Here is a 19,064-nt window from a genome sequence, read left to right on the forward strand (position 1 = left end):
GTTCGAAGAACAGACGCTGGCTGGGTGCGTCCCAGCCGACAATTCAAACGGTTAAGCAGGATTATTATGATTAGATTGAGACCATCAAAACTGACAATGTGCATCGCGGCTGGTTTGCCGATACTTTCCTACGCGAAAGACACCAGCCAATTGGAAAAACTTGACAGTGACTCTCTGGGTATTGAAGTTAAAGCTCACGAACAAACAGATAACTCGCGCATCTACTTAGATCAAGGTGCGATTTGGGTAAGCCGCGACATTATGCGTTTTGACCCAGTGCTCGACCTGAGCATCAGCAGTGATGTGGAAGTGAAAGATGGCAAGCCATTACAAGAAATGAGCTTCGCTATTACGACCAACTTTAGCTACTACGTCGATCATTACCAACTTGAGGTGTTTCGGGGTGGAGACCGCGGTTTAGTGAACCCATTAGCCGTGGTAGAAGGACAGCAATTTGCTAATGACTTCAACATTGTTTGGGACGGCGCTACCACGCAAGACTACCAATTTGAATCGAACACACAGCTGTTGTTCCGCCTAAAAGCCTTCGATAAAGACGGCAATATGGACGTGACTACAATAGGTGTGATTGACCTTGTTGAGCCTGATTCTGAAGTTGATATTGACAAGAATGACGGCGAAGAGGATCAAAGCCGCAAACTTGGTAAAGCCCAATTAATGCGTCACAACATTCCAACTTCTGCGGGTCTGGCAAGATTCATGGGTACAGGGTTAAAAGGTGTCGACAAAGTTGTGATTGGCGAAGATGAGTTCGATGTGGAAGAAGGTAAGCTATACGCAGAGCAATACCTACCAGCAGACGCTTATTTATTCCCAACTCGCGTGGTGTTCGACAATGGTGAAGAGCGCCGTTATCAGCTTTATGTACGTATTCCAGATGAGTATTGGGTACAAGCGGGTCTTGCTGACTTCTACATTGGTAAAAACAAGGTCACCGGTAACTCAGCGGCATTGGCCGTCGACGACCAATACCAAGATGACATCTACAACCAAGGACGCTTAGCGTACTTTGGACAGGGTAAGTTTGGTGACAAACTCAGAATTACTACTCACTTTGATACCAAAGAGAGTGACGTTCGAGACATGTTTAAGCACCCGTTTGCCTCTGATTCATCCAGTGTATTCGACATTCTAGAAGACGACGATGAGATGTATTACGGCAACTACGGTGACAGTTCGAACATCTACAAAGTGGTCAATACCAAAGGTAAGGTTTATCTCAACGTCGAATACGATAAATCCAATGTGTTGTGGGGTAACTACAACACCGGAATTACGGGTACAGACAACAACGATTACAACCGTAGCTTATATGGTTTCAAAGGTGATTATCGTACTCGCTCTACCACTAAGTTTGGTGAAGATCGCCTGAACATCGTTGGTTTTGCGGCTGAATCGGACTCGCTCTTTGCTCACGATGAATTCTTAGGCACTGGTGGTTCGTTGTACTTCTTACGTCATGGTGAAGTGGTTCCGGGCAGCGACAAGGTGATGGTGAAAGTTGTTGACCCTGACAGCAGCATTACGGTTCAGGAAATGCCACTACAATCGGGACGAGACTATGAAATCGACCCGTATCAAGGTCGCATCATTCTAACCAGACCACTAAACAACATCATTTCTGATAACTTTGGTTCGGTTATCAACGACCAGCCTTCTTCTGGCTACGACAACTATCTTGCGGTGGATTATGAGTACGTGCCTCAAGGCACTGATGCGATAGATTCTATGACTGCTGGTGGTCGCGTGAAAGGTTGGGTGAACGATTACATCGGCGTCGGGGCAAACTACCAAACCGAAGAAAAAGACAATCAAGATTACGAAGCATACGGCACAGACTTAACCTTGCGTGCTTCAGAAGGCACCTATTTAAAAGCCGAATTCGGGCACAGTAAAGGTCGACAAACTGATTCTAACTACGTCTCTTTAGACGGAGGTTTAACTTTCACCCCAATTGGCAATAACGCAGAAGATCGCGAAGGTGATATCTACCAAGTGAAAGGGGTGATGAACCTATACGATCTCGCTCCGAACGTCTTTTCTGCAGTGGGTAACGACGTCAAAGCTTGGTACAAATCCAAAGATGCAGGCTACAGTTTTGCCAGCCAAGATGACGACTTAGAGCAAGAGTCATACGGTACCGAAATTCGTTTCCAAGCCACTGACCGAGTTGCAGTAAAGACGCGCTTTACCTCGGTTGAAGAACGTGAATCAGACGGTGATTTACGCACCGATACCCAACAAGCGGAATTGGAAACTCAAGTTAAGGTCACCAAACACATCAAGATCTCGGCGGCGGGTAAACAAGTTGAAGAGCTAAACAACCAAGATGAAAAAGGCAAAGGCACCTTAGCGGGTCTGCGTGCTGACTACATCTGGGATAGCGATAACAACGTTTATATCAAAGGTCAGAAAACCGTAGGTCAAACGGATGAATACGACGAGAACGACAGCGTCACTCTGGGTGGTGAAACCCGGATTCTAGAAGACTTTGTGGTAGGTGCTGAATACACCACTGGCGATCGTGGCGATGCCGCAGAAGCGAGTGTGACGTATGACGTAACCGAAGATTACAGTACGTATTTAACCTATGTAGATGACACATACGAAGGCAAAAACAATGTGATTGTTGGTCAGCGTGCAGACCTAACTTCTACGGTTGATTTCTACCAAGAAAACCAATTTGTTGATGAAAACAACGGCAAAGGTCGTATTGACTCGTTTGGCTTTGGTTACGACATGAACGACGACATCGACATGGGCATCGGCTACCAAAAAGGCGAAATCGAAGACGAACAGAAGATCACTACTGAGCGCCAAGCGGTGAGTGTTAGCACTTCGATTGATATCGATGACGTGCTGTTCAAGAACAAAGTGGAGTACCGTGTCGACAAGACCGATGATTCCGCAGACCCAGATAAGAAACGTATCGACCAATGGGTGACGACTAACCGTTACACGCATCACCTGACGGAAGAGTACACCTTATTTGGCAAGTTCAACTACTCGCGCTCTGAGAGTAAGTCGAGCGATAAAGTATTGGCTCGCTTTATTGAGTCGACGGCAGGACTGGCGTATCGCCCAATCTACAACGACCGTTTGAACTTGTTATCTCGCTACACCTATTTGGTGGATTTCGACCAGCTCAACCGCGATGTAGATTACAAAGATGAAGAGAGCCATATCATCGAAATTGAAGGTATCTATTCGTTGGATGCAAACTGGGATTTAGGCGCGAAATACGCTTATAAGGACAAACATGAAATCTTCACTCGTCAGTCAGGCGAAGACATTCCTGTCGATAGCAAAATTTCATTGTACGGCTTGAGTGCATCTTATCGTGTCATGAAAGATTGGGATGTTACCGGCGAGTACCATTGGAAGACGGACAGCACCTACGATGAGCTAGAGCAGGGCGCATTGGTTTCCGTTAACAAACATTTGAGTGATAACTTCAAAGTCGGCGTGGGTTACAACTTCTCGGGCTTTGATGGCAACCTAGCGAATGATGACGATTACGACGCATCAGGCGTGTTCATTAACCTAGTTGGTAAGCTATAAGAGGGCGATATGAAAACGACGATTCGTTTGTTAAGTGGCATGATCGCAGGGGCAATATTGGCAGGTTGTTCGGCGGATGCGCATGTAAGCCAAGAGAACCGAGAAAAGTTTGCGGACGTGAATGTCTCCAAATTTCTGATCAGTGAATGTTTGGCGCCGCAGCGCGAAATTCATATCGCGGTTGCCGAACATTTCGATTTCGATAAGTCCACCATTCGTGAAGCCGATGCGGCAAGTCTAGATGCGTTCATCCATGATATTCAAGGCTTGAGTGGGCGCATCACGATTGTTGGTCATACCGACTTTAAAGGCTCTGATGAGTACAATGAGAAGCTGTCTATGCGCCGTGCTGAATCGGTAGAAGCGTATCTTCAGCAACAACTCAACCCAGAGCAATACGATTGGGAAGTGAAGCACTTTGGTGAGTCGCAGCCGCTAGCGTTGGGTAAATCGGATCAAGCTCGCGCCGAAAACCGTCGTGCTTACGTTATGTTTGAAGAGGCGAAGAAATACGAAGAGATGCCTTTCTGTGAGCCGCCAAAACCAGAACGCAAGATCTACATGGCGATGACACCACACTTTGATTTCGATAAGTCGGAATTAAAACCGGAAGACCTTTCACAATTAGATGACTTCATCGCCAAACTGCAAGGTTTAGAAGGTAGCATTATGGTGGCTGGTCATACCGACCAAGTGGGCTCGCTCTCTTATAATGAACAACTGGCGGAGCGAAGAGCGCAAACCGTAGTGGCGTATCTCAAGACGAAACTCGATCCATCGCAGTTTGTGTGGGAGGTAAAAGCCTTTGGTGAGCTTCAACCTGTGATCAACGAAGAATCTCCAGAAGCCAATGCTTTAAACCGCCGTGCGTTTATCGTATTTAAAGAGAGCGAACTGGGGCAACCGACGGAATAATTTGGTAAGGTTGTCCTCTCGCAAGCTAGCTACCTACCTGTTTTCATAGCGGTAGTTAGCATACAAAGGTCAACCTATCCAAACCAAACAGGGAGTCGGGTAATGGAGAAAGTGCAGTTAGTCGTCGATTTTCTTCTCACTCACAAAATTTTATTTTCCGCATTAATCCTGCTGTTCATCATTGTTCTGCGTCGTTTGATTCTGTCTCGAATTCGTGGCGACGATGCCTTCATTACCGAAGAACAACGCAGTTGGATGTCGAGAACCAAAAACGGTACGTTCGCGCTTACGCTGCTCCTGTTGTTCATCTTATGGCAATCAGAAATCAGCGAGTTTGCCCTAAGTGTTACCGCGATTGCAGTGGCGATTGTTGTCGCATCTAAAGAGATTATTCTTTGTTTTACCGGTTCGATTCAACGAGCCAGTTCGCGTTCATTTCGCATTGGTGACTGGATTGAAGTCGGTAAGCTATGTGGCGAAGTGATTGAGCACAACATGATGGCGACAGTGATTCAAGAAATCGACCTGCATCATGGGCAATACCACTTCACAGGAAAAACCGCGACGTTGCCTAACAGCATGTTTTTCACCTACCCAGTGAAGAACCTCAACTTTATGAAGCGTTACGTTTACCATGACTTTTCTGTTGTGGTGAAAGACTTCGTCAACCTATATCCACTTTTGCCATTACTGACCGATAAGATTGACGAACATTGCAGTTACTTTGCTGATGTCGCGTATCGCTACAACGCGATGATTGAAAAACACGCCGGTGTCGATCTTCCGGGTGCAGAGCCGCATATCCATATCTCAAGCAACATCAATGGTGAGCAAATCGTGCATATCATGATTTTCTGTCCAACGGACAAAGCCAACCACTTAGAACACCTGATTCGCAAAGACTTTATGGAGCTGTATGAGCAACGATTCCCGATGAATTCGGAACACTGAGTTCTCGCTCAATAATCATCACCTCAATGTTAACCCTCATCAATCAAAGGTGAGGGTTATTTTTATTGCTCATTTGTCGTTACGACAAAATATCTTAATGGATCGAGGCGCATATAATCGTTAAATTACGCCCGCAATCTGTCCTCAGACAACTTCCGCTTGTTGCTAAAAATACACAATAAAAACATCAATTAAGACTACTCAGATAGTCCGTACCGTAATGGTTGGCTCCCCACGGGCTCTACGACTTAACGGTAAAGGTTGCACGCATGGCTGTTTATTAAACCGCTGAATCTCTTCATAACATTACTATTAAGATGCTTCATGCAAACTGGCTTTAAAATCAAATTTTCGCCTTCTCAACGTCTATTCGCATTGATGGGGCAGTGGCAGTCAGCGTCAAAATCCTATTTAACGGATTTGGCGTCAATCGCATTGCTGCTGTTACCTTTGATTCTGTCTAATGCGTTGGCAGTTTTTTTTGGACACGTATTCCGTTTTACTGGCTTAGCGGATTTTTCCCAACTGCTGTTTCATGTATCAGATATCCTGATCAACTTATATCCAAGTGCATTCTGCGTGGTGGCGGGTTACTACCTTTCCCATAAAACCAACGTTTCGAGTGCCGTGTTCATCATCTATTCGTTGATCATGTTCTACTTGATCTCAATAGAGAATGGCAGTCTTTCACAGACTTACATGTTACCGAACAACCCATTGTTGGCGTTATTGAGCGCGACAATGACGTACGTTTACTGCAGCATTTTCAAGATACGTCTGTTAGAACCCCAAGCCCTCGACTTTTCATCACGACTGCTTAAGCACGTGGTGCACTTTTTCTTATTTGTGCTCATCGCGTTGGTGATGTCCCATTTCACGGCGATCTTTATGGCGTTGTCAGGGGGCATGGTTCGTGAGCTCGGCGTAGACCCGCTGACATTCAAAGGTGGTTTGATCTATCAAACTGTGCTGGGTTTACTTGGCTCGATTGGCATCAATGGACACAACCTGTTGTTTGCGATTAAGCAGCAGATCTTTGCCGCAACCGAAGCCAATGTAATGGCGTGGCAGGCCGGAGAGGCGTCACTGAATGTGATTAGCCAAGGCTTTTACGACGCATTTATGTCGATGGGCGGATCTGGCAACTCGATCAGTTTGCTTTTCTGTGTGCTGATGTTTGCTAAAGAGCGCAATCATTTGATGCTTGCTCTGGCAGCGATGCCTCTGGTGATCTTTAACATCAACGAGGTTTTGTTGTTTGGTTTGCCAATCATCTTCAACCCGATTTTGATCATTCCTTTTGTGCTCGTGCCGTTAGTGAGCTTTGTCATCACCTTTTTGTGCATTTCATCGGGGTTGGTACCGCCGGTAGAGAATATTGTGAACTGGATGACACCACCCTTGTTCAGTGGCTATATGGCGATGGGGAATCAAATAGAAGGTTCGATTCTTCAAGCCTTCATCATTGTATTGGGCATCTTCATCTATCGACCGTTCTATTTGGCGTACGCAGGAAAATACTCAGCACAGTTTCGTGCGAATACGGCTTATACCGGTATCGAAAGCTCGATATTTAAATCACTGCTAAGTAACGTAAAGGCGTCGAACAACTCCAGTATCAGTAAGTCGACGGCGCAGAAACGCTTAACCACGATTTTGCGTGAAGGTGAGTTAGTGATGTTCTATCAAAAGCTCCAGTCGACCAAAAACGTCAGTGAGTTTTCTTATGAAGCGCTACTTCGTTACATCGATAAAGATGGCACGTTATGCCCGCCGACGTTTGTGAGTGATTTTCAGATGCTCAACTCGATGCCATTGCTGGATAAGTTGGTGATAGAGAAAGTCTTGGCAGACATGCAGAAAATGCACTTATCGAAAGATCGTCGTATTGCCATCAACATCGCGGTGGCGACGATAGAACAAGAAGAGTTTGTGCCGCATTTGCTTTCGCGTTTAGCCCATTACGGTATTTCTCCTGAGTGGTTGGAAATTGAAATCACAGAAGAAGCGATTCTCAGCAATAAGGTTTTTTTGATCAAAACAATGGAAGCGCTTCAGGCACAGGGTATTCGTATTGCAATGGATGATTTTGGTACAGGCTATGCATCGTTTCCACACCTGCTGAAATACCCATTCGACAAGATCAAACTAGACCGTTCACTTTTGTTGGATGCAAACAATCAAAAGGGCAAAGATCTCTACAAGTTGGTTGCGAAACTAGGTCACATCACCCATTGTGAAGTCGTGGCAGAAGGGGTGGAGACGCAAGCGGAATATGACTTTGTTAAACGCTGCGGCGTGGACAAAGTGCAAGGTTATTTCTTTGCTCGTCCATCGCCTTTATTAGACATTCTTGGTGAACAGCAAGAAAAACCATTTCTATCGTCACAATTACAAAGTCGAGTGGAAATATAGACTTGCTGGCGCTAATGTGCGCCTCCTTGCTTAAATAGCAGGCGAATTAACGAACGACGTTGACCTTAGAAGCAACGCGTTTCTATCAAACGAGAGAGTACCGAGGGGCTTAAAAGGTGCTCTTTCTGTTTGGTCGATTACAACAAGTTGGCTGTGGCTACCCTTGTTGAGTGACTATTCGCAACGTTGAACGATCAACGCTTTGTTACTCGAATGATACCGTCCTCGACGTGTTTGTCGAAACTCTCCCTCATTGCGAAACAAATTAAATGGATTTAATTGCGGCGAATTTCTTGAGCGGCTCTTTGAGTCGTACTTTGATGGATTAACTGAGCCAAATGAACAATCGATACATTAATCGGCTTTTTACTGTAATTTCTTCCAACTTATACATTAATGGTTTGTGTAACGTCTTAGTGATGTTGCTGCCTGTTTCATTGATTTCTGCATTCAGTACATTGTTAAGCAATCTACTGATGATCGCAGGCTATGAACAACTTGGTATGACTGTTGGGGCAGCAAGCGCCATTATTTGGAAGCTATTTCCCATTTTGCTTCTAGTGTACTTCTCGCAGTTCCTTTCCTCTTTGCTAAAAGTCTCGCGAGTAAACGTGATAACGCCTTCGTTGATGATTTACTTTATCGTCTGTAACGAATGGGGCTTATTGCAAGATGGTACTGTTGTTCCGAGTAACTACCCATTAGCGATTCTGGTTCCGACAGTCGTCGCTTGGTCTGTACGCTTCATGCAAAACCGCAGATGGTTTATGCGTTCTGATTTACCAAATGTGGTGGATCAATCATACAACCTCATCATGGCGACCGTAGTCTTGGTGGTTGGTTACACTGTGTTGGGCTATGCACTTGGACAGGCATTCTGTGCCGCTGATATTGCAGATCTGTTACTGCCGAAATTAGACCCAAACTCGTTGCTTGATGGGATCATTTATGAGTTTGTGCGTAACCTATTTTGGTCGATTGGCATCAATGGTCACATCATTTTTGCCCCTTACAAGTCAGAGCTTTATGAGGTAACTCGTGTCGCGATAGAAAACCACGAAGCGCTGGGCACACCACTGCCAATTTTAACCACAAACTTCTTTGATTTTTATGCAGGAATGGGTGGTGCAGGGAACACCATTTCGTTGGTGCTGTGTATGCTGTTTCTGACTAAAAATCGCAGTTATAAAGCCTTGGCGGCAACAGCACTGGTGTTGAGCTTGTTTAATATTAACGAGCCCATTATTTATGGCTTACCCATCATGTTCAACCCAGTCATGATTGTGCCATTTTTAATCGCACCGGTTGTGGGGTTAGTCATCGCGTATATTGCAACAGCAATGGGGTTGGTGGCACCGATTACCGAGATCGTTAGCTGGATGACTCCGCCGCTCGCCAGTGGTTACATCGGGACTGGTTACACATGGACTGGCGTGGTATTACAACTGATCATCATCTTAGTCGGTGTGCTGATTTACTATCCATTCTTCAAGCAAATGGACAAGATTGGGAATGCGAATACGTTGTTTGCAAAGTCAGTCTCTGATGATTTTTTCAATTACGAGGGATTAGACAATGGCAAAGTCGCTGGGGCATTTTTCCCTGAAATTACCAATAAGTTCGCGGCACAAAAACGTATCAGTGATCTGAAAAAGCATGGCGAGTTCGTGTTGTTCTACCAACCGCAGGTTAATGCTCGCAAAGGGGAGATTCGGTCGCTTGAAGTACTGATTCGTCACCGCTCAGAAACGGGCGAGATCACGCCTCCAACGTTTCTTGAGGACTTTGCCAAAGTCGGCTTAATGAGTGAGTTGGATTTATGGGTGGTTGAGACCACACTGCGTGAAGTGGCGCCTTTGGCGAATCGACCAAACTTTAAGGTCTCGATTAATTTATCTCCAGAAACTTGCTTGGTGCCAGACTTCACCGAAAAAGTATTGACGATGATTAATGAAAGCGCGTTGTCTTGCTCGCAAGTTGAGTTTGAAATTACTGAAGATATGTTGATTCAAGATGAGCATCGTACACACCGTGTGTTGAGCACACTGCGAGAAGCGGGGGTGAGGATTGCCTTGGACGATTTTGGTTCTGGTTATTCGTCAATTGGTTACTTGTCGAAATACGATTTTGATAAAGTGAAAATAGATCGTTCGTTGGTGCTTAATCTCAACAACAAAAATGGTCGTGAGCTGTTTAGGTTAACGGCGAAACTCGTAAAAATTACTGGTGCTGTTACGGTGGCAGAAGGCATAGAGACAGAAAGCGAACTGGAGTTTATGGCAGAGCTCGGTATCGATCTGATCCAAGGCTTCTATTTCTATCAACCAATGCCCTTCGACGATGTTGTAAAGCTTGAATACAGTCAGCGAGAAGAGAGTCTGGATTACGATCACTTTGCATTTTAAGGCCGAGGTGATCAGATACAAAAAAGGGAAGCGCTCAGCTTCCCTTTTCTTTTAGGTTCAATTTATGTCGCTCTAAGAATCTCAAACTAGAATACTTAGATGAAGGCGTGATTATTTGAACTCGAATTTACCCTGCATGATTGCCCAGTGACCAGGGAAAGAACAGAAGAACGAGTAATCGCCTCCCGGAGTCATCTTCTCAGTGCTGAACGTGATAGAAGTGCTTTCACCACCGCCAACCACTTTAGTGAAGGCATAAACACGGTCATCGTTTGGTTTCACGTAGTTGTTTTCTAGACCAGCAGACATGCCTTCTGTACCCACTGCTTGAAGGTTTGCCGTATCAGTAATCACCACGTTATGACCCATTGATTGCGCAGGCATTTTACCAGTGTGGTTCAGCGTCAGTTTCACTTCTTTACACGTCGCTGGCACGCTCAGTGTTTTGGTCGAAAACTGCATCATATCGTTAGCATCGATGGACACTTCACACTCTGCGCTTGCTTGCGCGCCAAAGCTTAATCCAACTAGTGCAAAGGTTGCTGCTACTAAACGTAAAGACATATAACACTCTCCATATTTTATTTTTGGGCTGACTTGGATTCAAACCGATCCAATGCATCTCATTATCATCGAATATTCCAATTGAAACCGTGCTTCAATCCGGATATTGACGTTTTGTTGCAAAGTTATACTTATCGTTTTCACTGGATGATCATTCATATGCCTTATTTTGAACGCTTCATTTAAGAAGTGTGAAGACGATCTTTATAACCACCTCAGATGCCTATTTGTGTCTTCAGAACGCCCTGATTTTGGCGTTTTTTTCGCTAACATGTAACTAAGTGTTTCAAGTGTTTTTATTCTGTAACTTATTGATTTTCAGATGCATAAAAGCAAAGTGAAGACAAATTCTTATCTCGATTGTCACCAGAAAATAGATTTGTTTTATCCAGTGCACACTTTCTGAATTTTGAACTAGAGTCCCAGTTTTTTGTTTGCTTACCGATTGCGTACGAAATGTCGTCAAATTGACGCGAAAAGACGCTTTATTTTTGGCACTTTTACACCTGTAAGTTGAGTTACATTTAGTTACACCTGTCCGCTGCGACGCGAAAAAAGTCCCCCTCTATAATGCCTTTCCTTTTTATTGTTGTTTGTATAAGTCCTTAATTATGAGAAAGAATACGCTAGCGATCATGCCAAGTGTTTTAGCACTGGCGATCGGTATGGGGTTGCCTGCTGCACACGCAGGAGTGATCACAGACGCAACTATCGTCGGCTCAGAAAGCCAGTGGTGGAACACTTACAAAGTGATCCTAACGAACGACGGTTCAAAGCCAGTTGAACTTCGTGATGCGAAAGTGACGTTTGATTCAAACCTATCAATGTCGACACCCTCTTGGTCTGCGACTGGCATCAGCTACCCGGGCATGAAGTTCACCAGCGACGCACAAGGCAACGTCTTCAAGAACACGCTCGCGTTGGCTTTTGATAGTGGTAGCTGGGTGAAATCACAACTTCCGGCAGGTGAGCGTATTGAGCTAACTCTGGGTGTGAGTGGTGTATTGGATCTGACTCTTCTTCAAAATACCATTCGTCTGATCGCTGATGACGAAGGTGAAGTAGGTGAACCAGAAATTTCTCTTCAATTAGCTTCGCCAGTGAACGGTGCTGAGTTTGAAGAAGGTCAAGCGGTTGCCATGCTAGCGAACGTTACGGCAACCAACACCAGCGTTAAAGCTGTGACTTTCTTTGTCGACAACAAACAAGTTGCTCGTGTAACGCAAGCCCCATTCCAAGCAACTTGGACTTCTGTTGGCGCAGGCACTCACACGATCAAAGCTGTAGTAGAAGACACCTCTGGTTTAACCCAACAACAAGCGGTCAGCATTTCGGTAAAAGAGAAGCCAGTTGAGCCACCAGTGGTACCTGAAGTCCATGAGCTAACATTCGTCGCGCCTACACAGGGTCAAGCATTGATGGTGGGTCAGGCAACGACGATTAAAGCCCGTGTTGATGGTGAATTGATCTCTAAACTGGAGTTTTGGGCGAATGACCGCAAGTTAGGTCAACGTAACATCACAGCAGGTCAAACGACGTATTCTCAATCTTGGACGCCAAATGAAGTGGGTAATGCGACACTTAAAGTGGTGGTTCTCGATCAGAACAACCAAATGGTCGAGCAACGCAGCATCGCAGTTGCAGTTGAAGCAGCCCCAAGCTTTGTTAAGCCAGAAGTGAGCTTCTCTTCGCCTTCGAACGGTTCTAAGTTTGAAAAAGGTGAAGCGGTATCCATTTCTGTTCGTGCAACGGATGCTGATGACGATTTGTCTCGCGTTATCGTGAAAGCAAACAACAAGCAAATCTGTGATTTCAACGCATCAACTACAAACCAGTTCTCTTGTAACTGGACGGCGTCAGAAGTCGGTGCAGTTAAGCTAGAAGCGATCGCAACAGATGCTGAGAATCTAACGGCGACAGCACGTGTAAACATCACAGTTGAAAAAGTAGAAACACCGACGCCTCCGCCAACAGGTGGACTGTGTGCTGATTTTAATGTGTACCCAGACTGGACTCGTGGTGATCACGCAACAGGCGGCGACATTATGGTTCATAAGAACATTGCTTACTCAGCGGTGTACTGGACTCAATCTGTTCCTGGCAGCGATAGCTCATGGTCATTACATCTAAACTGTGATGGTACTGAGCCGGGTACAGCGCCAGCGCTATCATTACGTAACCCAATGGACCCAGTGCGTCTAGAAGTGGCAGGTTGGCCAAACACATTCGTAGTGGCGAGCCCATCCACTCAAGCACCAAGCACACTGACTATTGCAGCAAGCAGCAGTGATGCGCTCACAAACCTAGAGCAACTGACACGTTCGTTTGTGTCGGCTATCGAACAAGCAGAGAACGCGGGTACTGCATCTGTCGTGATTCGATCGGATGTTCTGGATCTCGCTACGCAAGACAAAGGTGCATCGTTTGGTGCCGTTGCGGTTAAACAAGCACTGACGAATGCCATTGATATCAAGGGTAGCCGTATTGATATTGATGCGATCAACGCACTGAGCGATGACGTGAAAGGCTGGGCGCATGCGTACAACTTGATCTTCACCACCCTTGCACCACAAGCGACATTTGGTTGGTCATTAAGCATTGGCGAGTTTGCTTACGATACCCACTCTGGTCGTCAGTCTGTATGGGATGAAGCGTCCGTTTTCACTGCCGATCTACTTGATAGTTTCGAGCTTTACAAAGCAGATGCTGCGAACAAAGCTGACTTTGTGGTGTTTACTAAATCGAATGCAACCACGGCACTAACCAGCGAGCAGTGGCATCACGCACTTGAATACGTAAAACAGGTGACAGATTACGTTGATGCGCCTGCAATGTTAGCGAACATGCCAACAGAGCAAACCGCAAATTACTTCATGGGCAATACTCAAACCGATCAGCAAATCCGTAAAGCCGCGTACAGCAACGTATTTGCATTGATGTTTGATCAAGACTCTCAAGCCCTAACCAGCAAAATTGAGCTTTACCAAACGGCGAAAGTGCCACTGTATTACGTAGGTGAAGAGTTAGAGAAAGGTTCATTGACTCGCATTGAAGCGCTAAACCAAGAGTTAGCAAATGCTGAAAGCGTGATGGATAACGAAGCCTTCCTATACGAAACGCCACAGTCTCAGTGGGTTCCGTCAACGGTTTACAAGTGGAACGACTTCCTAGATGGCTTGAACGCAATGCACAACATTGGTGTGGCGGGCAACAAGTTCTGGTTGATGAACGATGAAGTTGATGATGCAACCAACATCAAATACGCGAAAGTCGCGATTGCTGCGTTCCTTGCACAAAGTATGCAAGAGACCATTCGCTACAACGCGTGTGATGAAAACAACTGGTCTGAAGTGAAATACGGCGCGCCTGCGGATTACCCAATGACAGCAAGTTGTGGTCAACTGGGTCAGAAATACGCAGATTACGGTGTAAATCCAGTTTCAGGTTTAGATCATGCGTACTCTTGTCCTCGTGATGACAAGATGGAAGTCAGTGCGTTGACTCATGCTAAATGGTATGGCGCACCAGCTCCAGTCTTTGCAGCACCTGATGCAGTACTTGAAGAGCGCGGTCTATTGGTGAACGGTGCAGCAGGTCGTTGGACAAACAACGGTCACTGTAACGATGTTCCAGAAAACGTAGATACGTCTAAGCAAGTTTGGGAACGCGACGAGTGTAAGACTTACGTTGGTCAGAAAGCAGGTAAGTTCATTTGGGACGGCAGCAGCCAAGAAAGCGTTGAAGGCTGTGGCTGGTGGGGTCGTGGTGTAATCCAAACCACAGGTCGTCAGAACTTTGGTACGCTTAACCACTACCTAGGTCGTTCGCACGTTGATCCATCAACCATTGGTAAGACAATTGATGGCGTAACGGTAGAAGCGCCACCGGCGAACCCACTTTATGCTGAGCTAGACTTCTGTTCTAACCCAGGTCTGATTTGTAGCTCGGAAGAGAACAAAGAGATCAAGTGGATCGCAGGTCTGTTCTACTGGGTAACGTCAGTTCAGGCATACAACGATGAAGGCGGTCAGTACGCTGATTGGAACTACCACAATGAGCTGAAGAAGTATGTAGATAGTGGTCTGCAAGGTTCTCAATTTATCGATGACGTTTCAGGCATCGTTAACCGTGGTTGTCCGGACCTGACGTGTTCGACAGGTGATGTTCACAATGTGAAAGAGCGCCGCGAGAACTTCAAACTGGTACTACAAAAGCTAGGTCTTGATCCTCGCTAATTAAGACAAAGCAACATCAATGAAGAAAAGCCATCACCGAAAAGTGGTGGCTTTTTTGTTTTTAGCATTTGGCTCAGATGCTTAATTTTTATTATTACTAATTCGTAATAGTCATTTTCTTTTTCCGCTTATTATCATTTATTTTCAACCCAATATAATGCCCGCCATTCCAAACGTATTTGCTGCGTTTTTGATTTTTATCTTTCGATGGGTGGTTTCCGGGAGGGGAGTATGTCGAATTTTGTTGTTGTCGGTGGTGGTGCTGCGGGTCTAGAAATGGTCACACGTTTAGCGAGCAGTTTTGCAGGCAAATCTGACCATACCGTTACTTTGGTTGAGCCATCTTCTCATCACTTATGGAAACCAAGACTGCATGAGATTGCGGCGGGCACGTTTGATAACGAGCTCGATTCGGTTGCGTTTCGTCTTCATGCTGCTTGCCACGGTTACCAATATGTTCAAGCGCGCATGTCAGGCTTAGACCGTGCGAACAAAACCATCACTGTGAGTACTGAGTTTTCACCAGAGCAGACCGGGCTATCGCAGCAGTTAACACTGGATTACGATTACCTCGTGATTGCCGTTGGTGCGATCAGTAACGATTTCAAAATTCCGGGCGTGAGCGATCATTGCTTATTCTTAGATTCCGCTTCTCAAGCAGAAAAAGCGTGGGAACAGATGAAGCAAATGCTAGCAAATGGTGGTTCACATCGTGTTTCTATCGTGGGTGCCGGCGCAACTGGTGTTGAGTTAGCGGCTGAATGGGCGAAAGTCAGCAAGCAATTAAACCGTTACCAAAATGGTACTCAACTTTCCATTACGCTCATTGAAGCGGCGGATCGTGTGTTACCTGCAAGTGCTGAGTGCATGTCTGCCAAGGTACTGAAGAAACTACAAAAGCAAGGCGTTAATGTTCGCTTAAACACCAAAGTTCAACGTGCAGAAGCAGACCGTATCGTGACGGAAAATGAAGTCATTCTTGCCGATCTACAAATTTGGGCAGCAGGGATTCGATGTCCGGATTGGATAGCGAATCTCGATGGTCTAGAAAGTAACCGCATTAACCAACTTAAAGTGCTGCCAACACTGCAAACTACTCTCGATGATAGCGTGTTTGTTATTGGTGATAGTGCTGAATGCCCACAAGAAGATGGAAGCATTGTGCCGCCACGAGCGCAAGCTGCCAATCAAGCTGCCACACATTTGGCGAAGCAATTTAAACGCTTAGTAAAAGGCAAAGAGTTAAAGCCGTTTGTGTTCAAAGACGGTGGGATGGTCGTCGCGCTTGGGCATGACTACGCGGTTGGCGCATTGATGAATGACAAAGTCGTATTGCGTGGACGCTACGTTCGCCGCTTGTACGACACGATCTTTAGGCTGCATCAGCGCGTTATTTTCGGTTGGTTCCGCGTGTCGGCTTTGGTAGTGCTTAAACGCGTAAAAGGTTTATTGAACCCATATTACAAAGGCTCTTGGTCTTAATCCAAGCCGTGACTCTTCGATTCCATTTTTTCATTTTTATCGAGCGCCCAAATCATCAGGATTTGTGGCGCTAGGTGTTTTTTATGCGTCATTTGCAACTCTCTTTGCCCGTTCAACTTCTTGTTTCTGCCCTACTTGCGTGGAGTGGGGCTCAAGCCATCCTTCTTCTTATGGACCATGGGCTGGTCGAAAAATCGCTTTTACTGTCGGGTGATTACTACCAAATTTTAATGTTGGGCAAAGCGGTCTATCTCGGCTTACTGAAAATGGTAGTGGGTTTGATGGTGCTGTTTTCTCTTGTCGAAGGCATCACCAATATTGGTTCAACCGTTCGTCTTAAAGCTCTGGGGGGGCGAACACTGCTTTTCTACAGTTTCACCACCTTAATTGCCATTAGTTTAGGGCTTGGTGCGTCGTTAGCTTTGCCTGCATGGGAGCCACTTAATCAAAGCGTTTCTGTGGGTAGTGATGTTCATTTGATTGACGAGCAAGGTGCTGGTGGTGCCGCCATACTCACCAACCTTGTCAAGATGGCGATGGTGAATCCATTTGCTGCACTGGCGAATGGTAACTTGCTGGCGATCGTGGTTTTCTCCTTTATGGCAGGCGTTGCGATTTTGCTTTCTATTCCATCGGGTCATCCGTTGCTAGCGGTGATCTCGGGGCTGAACAAAAGTGTTAACACCATGATTCGAGGCATCGTTAAGCTGTCTCCGATTGCTATTTTTGCGATCGTGTTTGATATTACGCTGACCTCAAGTGGGAATCTGATTCAGCAACTCGCGTTGTTTGCGTTACTGGTGTTTGTGCTCACGATGGTGCACGGGCTAGTGGTATTACCGACGATTGCTAAGGTAATGACCGGGATTTCTCCCGTTGCACTGTTTAAAGCGATTTCAGCCCCATTAGCCATGGCGTTCGCAACGTCATCAAGTGCGGCGGCGCTGCCTTTGGCAAAACAAAGTGCGGAAGATAATTTAGATGTCGCACCCGAAGTCAGCAGTATGGTGCTGCCGCTCGGCTCTGTAATGAATATGGACGGCACCGCGTTATTTGAGGGTGTCGCTGCAATTTTCCTAGCACAGTTGTTCGGGGTGGATTTGAGTACCACAGGGTTGGTGATGATCTTTATCATGGCCATGGTCTCTTCCGTTGGTGCACCAGGCATGCCTTCGGGCTCCATGTCGGGTATGCAGTTAGTACTACTAGCTGCGGGTATTCCATTGGAAGCGATAGCCATTTTATTAGTGATAGAAAGGCCGTTGGATACGTTCCGCACCGCCGTCAATGTGGAAGGGGATTTGATTGCGACGCTTGTCATTGACCGTTGGCAAAAGAAACAAGCTGGTGATGTTTTTGACCAACATACAGCGGCTTCGGTGAGCTAACCCTAACACCAAGTCGGTTCTTCTTTAATATCGAGCTTGAAAAAAGGAGTGACATTGTGCGTCACTCCTTAGTTCCTATTAGGGATTTGGTGTTATATCTGAACCCGTCATCATTACCACGAAAAGGTTTGGATGACGTTGTCTTTTGCCATTGGGTTAGACGCAATCGCGTGATTGATGTTTCTTAGAAAATCGTCGCGAGAATCCAACAGCCAGCCTTTTTGAGGAACGATGTTGTTGCCATGGTCGCCCCAGTAAAAAGTATCAATGTTCAGGTTTTCAAGCAGGTATTTTTCCTCTTCCAACACCTGCAGTTGTGTCGGCATAATGAACTCACCATTCTTCACTTCCTGCTCCATCACCGTTCCCGGTTGAATCGCAAGTGCCATTGGGGCAATTTGCTCAGGATTCATTTGGTTCAAAATATCGGTTGTGGCGATGATGTGCTCTTTTGAACGCTCACGCCCACCAAGTCCAAAGATGAAAGAGAGCAATACTTCGATGCCAGCTTCTTTCGCCATTGCCATACCTTCAATGGCTTGTTCTGGTGACATGCGCTTTTTGATGCGCTCTAGAACAATTCGATCACCCGATTCAAGACCGGAATACGCCATATCAAGTCCAGCATCTTTGAGCTCTTTTAGCTCTGCAATGGTTTTACGGCGGAAATCGTTCATGCCACTGTAAAGTGAAGTCTTTTTGCACTCAGGGAACGTGGAGCGCAGTTTGTCGAAGATCTTGAGCAAGTAATCCGTACGTGCTGCCATGACGTTACCGTCGATTAGAAAGATCGACTCTACGTGTGGGTAGATAAGGTGCGCTTCCTCAATATCTTTAAACACATCCTCAATGGGACGCACTTTAAAGCGCTTATCATCAAACATGCTACAAAACGTGCACGTATTGATGCTACAGCCCAGTGTAGTTTGGATAAGAATGCTGCGGTATTCCGGCCATGGTCGGTAAACTTTGCCCTCATAGTTCATAAATGGATCTCCAGTTAAAGGCGGGATGATTCAGTGCCATCGCTCGCTAAAGACAGTGGGGATAAGCGCAATATAATGTCGCCTTATTCCCGATGACCGAAGATTAACAATATTGGTAATTGTTGATAATTGGTGTTTTTA

The 19,064-nt window shown here is 45.8% G+C and carries 10 protein-coding genes; 8 read left to right on the forward strand and 2 right to left on the reverse strand.

Features of this window, described 5'->3' with window-relative positions:
- Nucleotides 1–66: 66 nt before the first annotated feature.
- The 5 genes from QMY49_RS21435 to QMY49_RS21455 all read left to right on the forward strand — a co-directional run bounded on the left by QMY49_RS21435 (nt 67) and on the right by QMY49_RS21455 (nt 10,268).
- Nucleotides 67–3,582 (forward strand): porin family protein, encoded by a 3,516-nt coding sequence (locus QMY49_RS21435; protein WP_283316699.1) that lies wholly within the window; start codon nt 67–69, stop codon nt 3,580–3,582.
- Nucleotides 3,583–3,591: 9 nt separating this feature from the next.
- Nucleotides 3,592–4,497 (forward strand): OmpA family protein, encoded by a 906-nt coding sequence (locus tag QMY49_RS21440; protein ID WP_283316701.1) that lies wholly within the window; start codon nt 3,592–3,594, stop codon nt 4,495–4,497.
- A gap of 102 nt (nt 4,498–4,599) precedes the next feature.
- Complete coding sequence (locus QMY49_RS21445) at nt 4,600–5,448, forward strand: mechanosensitive ion channel family protein (protein WP_283316704.1); 849 nt, start codon at nt 4,600–4,602, stop codon at nt 5,446–5,448.
- 324 nt (nt 5,449–5,772) lie between these two features.
- On the forward strand, nt 5,773–7,863 hold the full coding sequence (locus tag QMY49_RS21450) for an EAL domain-containing protein (protein ID WP_017189567.1): 2,091 nt from the start codon (nt 5,773–5,775) through the stop codon (nt 7,861–7,863).
- Between the two features lie 338 nt (nt 7,864–8,201).
- Nucleotides 8,202–10,268, forward strand: coding sequence for an EAL domain-containing protein (locus QMY49_RS21455; protein ID WP_061066661.1), 2,067 nt, complete (start codon nt 8,202–8,204; stop codon nt 10,266–10,268).
- Nucleotides 10,269–10,379: 111 nt separating this feature from the next.
- Here QMY49_RS21455 and azu read toward each other — a convergent pair whose 3' ends face one another.
- Nucleotides 10,380–10,832, reverse strand: a complete 453-nt coding sequence (gene azu / locus QMY49_RS21460; RefSeq protein ID WP_005452777.1) for an azurin — start codon at nt 10,830–10,832, stop codon at nt 10,380–10,382.
- A 611-nt stretch (nt 10,833–11,443) separates the two neighbouring features.
- On the opposite strand from azu, the gene QMY49_RS21465 reads away from it, so the two are divergent.
- The 3 genes from QMY49_RS21465 to QMY49_RS21475 all read left to right on the forward strand — a co-directional run bounded on the left by QMY49_RS21465 (nt 11,444) and on the right by QMY49_RS21475 (nt 17,937).
- The gene (locus QMY49_RS21465; RefSeq protein ID WP_283316709.1) at nt 11,444–15,067 is read left to right on the forward strand and encodes an Ig-like domain-containing protein; all 3,624 of its coding nucleotides are present in this window, start codon (nt 11,444–11,446) and stop codon (nt 15,065–15,067) included.
- 231 nt (nt 15,068–15,298) lie between these two features.
- Entirely contained in the window at nt 15,299–16,549 is a 1,251-nt protein-coding gene (locus QMY49_RS21470) for an NAD(P)/FAD-dependent oxidoreductase (protein WP_017818533.1), read from the forward strand.
- Between the two features lie 83 nt (nt 16,550–16,632).
- Nucleotides 16,633–17,937, forward strand: a complete 1,305-nt coding sequence (locus tag QMY49_RS21475; RefSeq protein WP_283316711.1) for a dicarboxylate/amino acid:cation symporter — start codon at nt 16,633–16,635, stop codon at nt 17,935–17,937.
- 113 nt (nt 17,938–18,050) lie between these two features.
- Here the strand turns inward: QMY49_RS21475 and QMY49_RS21480 are convergent, their stop codons facing one another.
- A complete protein-coding gene (locus tag QMY49_RS21480; RefSeq protein WP_283316713.1) occupies nt 18,051–18,923 on the reverse strand; it encodes a B12-binding domain-containing radical SAM protein in 873 nt (290 codons plus the stop codon).
- Nucleotides 18,924–19,064 lie beyond the last annotated feature (141 nt).

The organism is Vibrio harveyi, assembly GCF_030060435.1.
GTDB classification, from domain to species: domain Bacteria; phylum Pseudomonadota; class Gammaproteobacteria; order Enterobacterales; family Vibrionaceae; genus Vibrio; species Vibrio harveyi.